This is a genomic window from Foetidibacter luteolus (assembly GCF_009650435.1).
Lineage (GTDB): Bacteria > Bacteroidota > Bacteroidia > Chitinophagales > Chitinophagaceae > Foetidibacter > Foetidibacter luteolus.
This window is the reverse complement of record NZ_VVIP01000074.1, coordinates 18,619-27,125: the sequence shown is the minus strand read 5'-3', so window position 1 is coordinate 27,125 and position 8,507 is coordinate 18,619. Positions and strand designations below refer to the sequence as shown.

8 protein-coding genes are annotated in these 8,507 nt (G+C 45.5%); 6 read left to right on the top strand and 2 right to left on the bottom strand.

What is annotated here, in order from left to right; all coding sequences use genetic code 11:
• Positions 1-237: 237 nt before the first annotated feature.
• The gene (locus F0364_RS23920) at positions 238-699 is read right to left on the bottom strand and encodes an NUDIX hydrolase (protein WP_153797092.1); all 462 of its coding nucleotides are present in this window, start codon (positions 697-699) and stop codon (positions 238-240) included.
• Between the two features lie 486 nt (positions 700-1,185).
• On the opposite strand from F0364_RS23920, the gene carA reads away from it, so the two are divergent.
• The 4 genes from carA (at position 1,186) to F0364_RS23900 (ending at position 5,603) form a co-directional block, all read left to right on the top strand.
• Positions 1,186-2,283 carry a glutamine-hydrolyzing carbamoyl-phosphate synthase small subunit gene (carA, locus tag F0364_RS23915; protein WP_153800350.1) on the top strand — a complete coding sequence of 366 codons (1,098 nt, stop codon included), beginning with the start codon at positions 1,186-1,188 and terminating at the stop codon, positions 2,281-2,283.
• 62 nt (positions 2,284-2,345) lie between these two features.
• Entirely contained in the window at positions 2,346-3,323 is a 978-nt protein-coding gene (locus F0364_RS23910; protein ID WP_153800349.1) for a transglutaminase domain-containing protein, read from the top strand.
• Positions 3,324-3,467: 144 nt separating this feature from the next.
• Positions 3,468-4,481 carry a Gfo/Idh/MocA family protein gene (locus tag F0364_RS23905; RefSeq protein ID WP_153800348.1) on the top strand — a complete coding sequence of 338 codons (1,014 nt, stop codon included), beginning with the start codon at positions 3,468-3,470 and terminating at the stop codon, positions 4,479-4,481.
• 132 nt (positions 4,482-4,613) lie between these two features.
• The gene (locus F0364_RS23900; RefSeq protein ID WP_153800347.1) at positions 4,614-5,603 is read left to right on the top strand and encodes a bile acid:sodium symporter family protein; all 990 of its coding nucleotides are present in this window, start codon (positions 4,614-4,616) and stop codon (positions 5,601-5,603) included.
• 8 nt (positions 5,604-5,611) lie between these two features.
• On the opposite strand, the gene F0364_RS23895 is transcribed toward F0364_RS23900, so the two are convergent.
• Positions 5,612-6,115 (bottom strand): DUF4251 domain-containing protein, encoded by a 504-nt coding sequence (locus F0364_RS23895; protein WP_153800346.1) that lies wholly within the window; start codon positions 6,113-6,115, stop codon positions 5,612-5,614.
• 533 nt (positions 6,116-6,648) lie between these two features.
• On the opposite strand from F0364_RS23895, the gene F0364_RS23890 reads away from it, so the two are divergent.
• Positions 6,649-7,251 carry a TetR/AcrR family transcriptional regulator gene (locus F0364_RS23890; RefSeq protein ID WP_153800345.1) on the top strand — a complete coding sequence of 201 codons (603 nt, stop codon included), beginning with the start codon at positions 6,649-6,651 and terminating at the stop codon, positions 7,249-7,251.
• Positions 7,252-7,284: 33 nt separating this feature from the next.
• A complete protein-coding gene (locus F0364_RS23885) occupies positions 7,285-8,358 on the top strand; it encodes a 2Fe-2S iron-sulfur cluster-binding protein (RefSeq protein WP_153800344.1) in 1,074 nt (357 codons plus the stop codon).
• Positions 8,359-8,507: the final 149 nt, after the last annotated feature.

Below are 8,507 nucleotides of genomic sequence, written 5' to 3'. Positions count from 1 at the left end.
TTTGGGGGTGCCCCCAAGCTATCGCAAGGGGTCGGGCTTTCCGCTATTACTCCGGCACAAGGCTCTGCTGCCAGGGCCTCACCGGGGTAACCGCTTCAATCCCTCACCCGAAAGTGCAACACGCTACGGGGAGTCATAAAAAAGGTTTTCATAACCCGGTTTTCCCAAGCTCAACCTAACTTCAACTGCTTAACTTGATGACATTCTCCCGACGCTCATCAGCTTTGCCAATGCTGGCTAACGATCCATCATCAGGGCCAGTTCATCAACCAGGGCTGCCTGGGCCGGGTTAATTTTTTCTTTTGCCTCATCCACAGAAAACCATGAACAGCGGTCAATCTCAGGAAACTCTTTCATGGTGCCCGAGTGTGGCGGCCATTCTATGGTAAAAGTATTGGATGCGATTGTTGTCACATCCATATCCCCTTCCAGCGCAAAAGCATGAACAAGCTTGCCGTTTTTCTGCTTAACCGCCTGTAGGGGAATAAAATTTCCTTTAAGCTCAACACCCGTTTCTTCTTTAAATTCCCGTTGTGCAGCATGAAGTATGTCTTCTCCATCGTCAAACTCCCCTTTGGGAATGCTCCAGGCGCCTGCATCTTTTTTAGCCCAGAATGGCCCGCCCGGGTGTGCCAGCATTACCTGCAACCCATCTTTGTTTTTTCTGAACAGTAAAATGCCTGCGCTTTGTTTGCCCATGTTTGTAAAATAGTAAATAAAATGGCAACTGCATACAGCGGGTGGTGGCAGGTAATAACAGCTAACACAATCTATCAAAAGAAGCGGCCTGTTACACCACCGGGTGAGGGATTGAAGCGGTTACCCCGGTGAAGGTTTTGTGCATGGGCTTTGTGCCGGAGTAATAGCGGAAAGCCCGACCCCTTGCGCAGCTTGGGGACACCCCCAAAAAGCAAGTACGAAGTTTGAAGTACGAAGTACCTGTAATATGTTAGATGTTTGATGTGGGATGTACGATGGACAAGTACACAAGTACGAAGTACTTAAATATTACCTTTCCCACTCGCTATTTCCCACTCACCTGCTTACTTTCAAGTGGCCGCTAAACCATCAAAGCTTACAACTGTTATTTTTTAAATGTTACTTTTTTGGGCTATGCGAAAGTTTATGCCGGAAAATTAACAGGTTTGTGCTTTTTTTGCACCCTGAAAAAAATCAGTTCTAAAAATGCCCCAAGCACAGCAACCTGCGGTTTTAATGTTAGCCGATGGCCATGTTTTTCATGGCAAAGCATTCGGTAAAATAGGCACCACCACCGGAGAAATTTGTTTTAACACCGGCATGACGGGTTACCAGGAAGTTTTTACAGACCCCAGCTATTATGGCCAGGTGTTGATTATGAACAACGTGCATACCGGTAACTACGGCGTTAACAAAAAGGACATTGAAAGTGCCACCGTTAAAATACGTGGCCTGATAGGCAGGAACCTGGAAGACAAATATTCCCGCTACCAGGCAACCGACTCGCTGGATGCTTATCTTAAGCAGAATGGCATAGTGTCAATTGAAGATGTGGATACACGTGCACTGGTGGCGCATATACGCACCAAAGGTGCAATGAACTGCATTATTTCTTCAGAAATTCTTGATCTGGGCCAGCTAAAAGCTGAACTTGATAAATGCCCTGATATGGATGGTCTTGAGCTGGCCAGTGTGGTAAGTACCAAAGAAGAATACGAGCTTGGCGACCCAGCCTCAACATTAAAAATTGCAGTGCTGGACTTTGGCGTTAAACAAAACATTCTCACCTGCCTGGTGGAACGCGGCGCCCATGTAAAAGTGCACCCGGCAAAAACACCATTAAGCAGGCTGAAAGAGTTTAATGCCGATGGTTACTTTATCTCCAACGGCCCCGGCGACCCTGCCGCGATGCCCTACGCTGTAGAAACGTTGAAGGAGATTCTGAATGAGAATAAACCTGTTTTTGGCATTTGCCTTGGCCACCAGTTGCTGGCGCTGGCAAATGATATACCCACATTTAAAATGCACCATGGCCACAGGGGCCTTAACCATCCTGTAAAAAACATTATAAGCGGCAGATGCGAAATAACCACACAAAACCATGGCTTTGGTGTGCAGCCTGATGCTGTGCGCAATCATCCTAATGTGGAGGTAACGCATGTAAACCTGAACGATTCAAGTATTGAAGGCATACGCCTGAAAGATAAACCTGCTTTCAGCGTGCAGTACCACCCTGAAAGCACACCTGGGCCTTTCGACTCCCGTTACCTGTTTGATGAGTTTGTGGCGATGATGAAGAATTAACCTGTAACGCATAGCATACGTTAAAAACCTTCCCGGTCCGGGAAGGTTTTTTAATTTTAAGTATGCTGTTAAGAATTGCCTGCCTGGCCGGTTTACTGCTTTTTCCGCTAACCTGTTTAAAGGCACAGCCGCCTGCGGAGTGGTGGCAGGTTGAGCAGTTTGTACGCATGCAGCCACCCATACAAAACAGTAAGGATTTAAAGCTGCTTACACTGGCAGTTAATCATCGTTTTGCAGATACGCTATCCCGGCTGAAGGCAGTGTATGTTTGGCTTACGGCGAACATGGCTTACGATGAAAAAGACAGCAGGGGAAAGAACATTAACATTGATTCCGCACTAAAATATAAAACAGCCATTTGCGCAGGCTATACCAACCTTTTTGAGCAGCTCTGCGAAGGGATTGGCGTAAAGGCCATCGAAATTCCGGGTTATGGTAGCAGTACCGTTCATGCTATACCGCAAAGTGAGAAATTTACAGTAAACCACGCGTGGAACGCCGTTTGGTTAGGTGGCAGGTGGCAGTTGATAGATGCTACCTGGGCCAGTGGTTATACACAGGAAGGTGAACAAACATTTATAAAGCGCAGGAATGACTGGTACTTTTTAACTGACCCCGAAAAAATGATCCGTGACCATTACCCTAAACAATCCGCATGGCAACTGCTGAAAGATACACTTAGCTGGGAAGCATTTAAACTGTTACCCGTTTTCTCCCTTGGCGCACAGGAAGACAGCATTACCGCATATGGACCATCCGGCGACACTATTTATGCAAAGCAGGGAGATGTAATACACTTCTGGTTTAATACCCGCAAGAGACTGAATAAAATTATATTCAAAAGCAAAGAGAAAAATATTTCCGTGGTGGCTGATCTTACCAGCACAACCAGTGGCTATTCCTATGATTTTAAGGTGCCGCATACCGGCATTTATGACTTAAGCATAATACTAACCGATTTTACACTGCAAACCGTTCAGCCAGGCAAACAGTACGGGTTTCTTATTGACTTCATGTACCGTTTAAACATAAAACGGTAGTTAGTTTTTGTAGAGAATGTTCCGCAAGGTTGCAATGTATTGCCCTGATATATAGCATCTTTTTTTATATCAAATGCCGCCGCCCACGCCCTGCCTTTTTGGATAGTTTTTTGAAAGCAGAAGACTGTAACAAATCAAACAGTCATGCGTAACAAAAAATCTTTAGGCATTGCTATAGCCGGACTGGGAGAGTACGCCGAAACTCAAATTATCCCGGCGTTGGAGCTTACCCCGCATTGTGAACTGGCAGCCGTAATTACAGACGACAGCCATAAGAAAGAAGACATCGCATCAAAATATAACCTTAAAGCGTCACAGGTTTACTACTACGATGAAACCGACAAACTGAAAGATGATGACAATGTTCAGCTAACCTACGTTATAACGCCCAACAAGCTACACAGAGAGCATTGCGAAAAATTCGCCGCATCAGGCAAGCATGTATTATGCGAAAAGCCGATGGCCGTATCGGCAGCGGACTGCGAAGCCATGATTGAAGCATGCCGTAAAAACAATGTGCGCCTGTTTATTGGGTACCGCCTGCATTTTGAGCCACATCACCGGGCGGTTAAACGCATCTGCCGGCAGCATACGTACGGGCCGGTTCAGTCAGTAAGCAGCAGCAACGGCTTTTATCTTAACCGTGAAGACGATTGGCGGCTTAACAAACAACTGGCCGGTGGTGGCGCAATGATGGATATGGGGATATACATTGTAAATGCGTACCGGCAACTGTTTCAGCAGAAACCAGTAAGTGTTTATGCCAGAAAAATACAGCAGCGGCCAGACATGTTTAAGGAAGTGGAAGAATCGCTGGAATGGGAAATGCATTACAGTAACGGCATCACGGCCAAAGGTTATTGCAGCTATAACAGTGATGTAAGCGATTTGAATATTTCATTTGCTTCAGCAGAGCTTAAAATGGAAAATGCGTATAAATACGAAGGCATACAGTTAAGTGTAAACAATAATCCCCTGGAGTACGAAACAAAAGAGATAAAAACCATTATGCTGGAACATGTAGCCGAATGTATAAGAGAGAACAAAGCATCTATGATTGAGCCCGAGGAAGGGTTGCAGGATATACAGGTCATTGAGGCTGTTTACCGGAGCATTCAATCCGGTAAAGAGGAGAAGGTACATTACAGTTGCCTGTAACAGGTTGGATTTTTAAAGCAGATAATGGCAGGTTGCTCTGCAGTAACCTGTTTTTTCGCACAATAATTAAACTGAATGGCGAATACCAGCGCCCTTTTCATTTACTTTCGCCCATAGTATTTAAAACAGGGCATGAAAAGAAGACTTGTAGAACCTTTTGTATTGGCGCTGCTGTTAACAGTATTACTGGCCTGGCTTGTACCTTACCCGGGCACCAAACAAAGCCCTTTTCACCTGGATGAAATTGCAGGTGTGGGTGTGTCAATAATTTTTTTGTTGTACGGCATACAGCTTGGCCCGGAGAAATTAAAAAGCGGCCTTACCAATATGCGGCTGCACCTGTTGGTGCACCTTTCCACCTTCGTTTTGTTTCCGCTGGTTATTATATTGCTAAAGCCATTGTTTGTTACGGTTTTTCTGCAAAAAGTATGGCTGCCTTTTTTCTTTTTAGCGGTACTGCCTTCCACGGTATCATCATCCGTTGTAATGGTTTCGCTGGCAGAAGGTAATGTGCCGGGTGCTATTTTCAATGCCAGCATATCCAGCCTGCTGGGCATATTTATTACCCCATTGTGGATGAGTTTTTTTATGCAGCATCAAGCTTCGGGTTTTCACCTGGCAGATATAACGGGCAAACTAATGTTACAGGTTTTGTTGCCTGTAACAGCAGGGCTTCTGCTGCATGGCAGACTGGGCAGTTATGCCGCCTCAGTAAAAAAGCAGCTTAAATTGTTTGACCAGTTTATCATACTGCTGATTGTATATTGTTCCTTCTGTGACTCATTTAGCAGCGGCATATTTAACGGCTTTGGGCCTGTTTATCTTCTGGCGATGCTGCTGATGGTTACTGCCTTGCTGTTTATAGCCTACGGCGCAATCTGGCTAGTCTCCCGGCTATTGCACCTGAACCGGGAAGACAGCATTACAGCGCTTTTCTGCGGTTCAAAAAAATCGCTGGTGCATGGTTCGGTAATGTCAAAAGTGCTGTTTACCGGGCCTGCGGGCACGGGCCTGGTATTGTTGCCCTTAATGATGTACCATGCCGTGCAGCTATTTATCATCAGCATTATTGCAGGCCGTATGCGCCGCAAACATCAGCAGGCGCTTACAGGCCATGCCTGAGCATAGCATTACTTTTTTGGTCTTTCCTTAATGTACCCGTTAAATGAAATAGGGTCTCTGTTAAGGTTAATCACCCGTAAAGAAGCATAACCGCTTTCTGTTATGTTCAGCAGCATTTGCCTTACGTCTTTCGCGTTTTTAGGTTTAATCGTAATGTCCCACCCGCCTTTGTCTTTAGGTACAATAGTATAATCAAACTCTGTTGTGGTAAACTGTATCCCTCCATCGGTTGAGCCGATTGGGGCGGTAAATGCACGGCCGAAGAAGGGAAGGTTAGCGGAAAGCGTATCGGGTGAAACAATCATGTCGTAGCCAAATGTAAGCGGCCTTACACGGCCTCTTTGCGGCAGCATTGTTTCTGCAACAAACTGGTAATTTTTGCTTTCAACTAATTGTTTTACAGCGGCTGCTTTATCTTGTTTCTCGTCTTGTGCCTGCAGTTGTGCAGATAGTGTTATGCAGATAAGTAATACACCCAGGCTTTTCATCCATTTTATTATGTGTTTTTTCATATTGGTATGTTTGAGTTATAAACGGTTGGTTAGACTTGCGAACATTAAAAAAGTTGCTAAATGCCGGTTTTTATTTAGTTAAAATCATGTTTCGATTATAAGGATGCCGGTATTCTAAATTTACAAACTGTAATGCTTTTGCCCAAGCAGACGATAACATAAGTTATTCCCGCACTGTTAACGATAGTTAATAGCCAGCCGTATAACCTGCCTGCCAAATAATAAGCCTGTTACACCTGTGGGTGAGGGATTGCAGCGAAAACCCCGGTGAAGGTTTTGTGTGCGGGCTTATGTGCCGGAGTTGCAGCGGAAAGCCCGACCCCTTGCGCAGCTTGGGGGCACCCCATAAAATACTTATTCATCAAACCCCCAGGCACATTACGGTACTTGCAATTCACTGGTTTAAAAACATGTTTCGCCTGCGATAATTACCGTTTAAAGGCTATAAAAAACTTCTGCCTGCCTTCAAGCATATTATTCCCTATTTTTAACCGTCCGCAGTAAAAGTTCATTGTTAAGATTATTTTTGTTACATGGCACGCATTCAAATTGACAAAGACAGTACCCGCAAAGATGTTATTACCAAAGCTGCTGCGCAACTCTTTAGAGAGAAAGGATATAAAGCTGCAAGCATGCGGGACCTGGCTGAAAAAGTTGGGGTGGAGGCAGCCAGCCTTTATAATCATATACGTTCTAAAACAGAGCTGCTGCACGACATTTGTTTTAATGTTGCTACCCGCTATATGGAGCACATGAACGATGTTGAACTTTCCGGCAAACCGGCTATTGCTAAAATAGAAACCCTGTTAAGGTTTCACATTCGCGAAATGCTGGAGAACCATGAAGAAGTTACCGTTAGCGACCGTGAGTGGAAGCACCTTAGCGAGCCCTATCTTTCCAATTACCATAACCAGCGCCGCAGTTACCGCAAACGTTTTGCAGCTATTATTGAAGAAGGTGTGCATGCCGGCGAAATTCAAAAAATTGATGCGCCAACGGCTGTAATTATTATACTGCATGCGGTGGGCGGTATAGACTCCTGGCACAGGAGCCAGCATAAGATAAGCGCCGAAGAACTGGAAGCCAACATGGTTACCATACTGGTGGACGGTTTGCGTAACAAACAGCTTTTTTAGGCCCCAGGTTTATGCGGCATTTAGCCATCTGATATGTCATCTCTTTTTTACTCCATACCGGTTAAGGATATCCGTAGGGAAACAGCGGATTGTATATCTATAGCATTTGCTGTTCCGGAAATCCTGCATGCAAAGTTTGCCTACCAGCCCGGCCAGTATATTACTTTGCTCAAAACCATAAACGGGCAGCAGGTTCGCCGATCATACTCGCTCTGCAGTGCGCCGCATCAAAAAGAGTGGCGCATAGCGGTAAAAAAGGTAGAGGGGGGTGTTTTTTCCAGCTACCTGCACAGCCAGCTTAAGCTGGGTGACATGGTTGAGGCAATGCCGCCCAACGGCAACTTTGTGGCGCCTTTAAACATCTCGAATAACAAGAGCTATGTATTTGTAGCGGCGGGCAGCGGCATTACACCCGTTATATCCATTATAAAAGCCATACTGCATATTGAGCCATTAAGCCATGTAACCCTGGTATATGGCAACCGTAACCGGCACAGCATCATTTTCAGGGAGGAGATAGAAGCCCTTAAAAACAGGTACATCAGCAGGTTTAGGGTAATACATGTTCTCAGCCGGGAAATTACAGATGCCGCCCTTAACACCGGGCGTATTGATGCTGCAAAATGCCAGGTGTTGTTTGGAGGGTTGGTTAAACTGCAGGCGGATGAATACTTTATCTGCGGCCCGCAGGACATGATTTTTTGCATTAAAGATTTTTTGCTTGGCCATAATGTGGAACCCAACAAGATACACTTTGAACTTTTTACCATTGATGATAGCGTAAAAGCTGTACAAAAGCATAAGGCAGCCGCCGACAGCAGAGATAAGAGCCTTATCAGTATAAAATACGAGGGCGCAAATATGGAGTTTGAGCTTGACTATGACGGCGAGAGCATTTTAGATGCGGCCTTACACCATGGCCTTGATTTGCCTTTTAGTTGCAAGAATGGCGTGTGCACCACCTGTAAGGCCCGGCTAAAAGGAGGGCAGGTAAACATGGATGTAAATTATGGGCTGGAACCTGAAGAAGTAGAACAGGGGTTTATACTTAGCTGCCAAAGTCATCCGGCAACAGGCAGGGTTGTAGTTGATTTTGATGTAAAGTAAAGTTAATGACCATAGGTTATTAGGGGGTGCCCCCAAGCTATCGCAAGGGGTCGGGCTTTCCGCTCATACTCCGGCACAAAGCTGCGCTGCGATGGCCTCACCGGGGTATCCGCTTCAATCCCTCACCCGAATGTGTAACACGCTGTTTT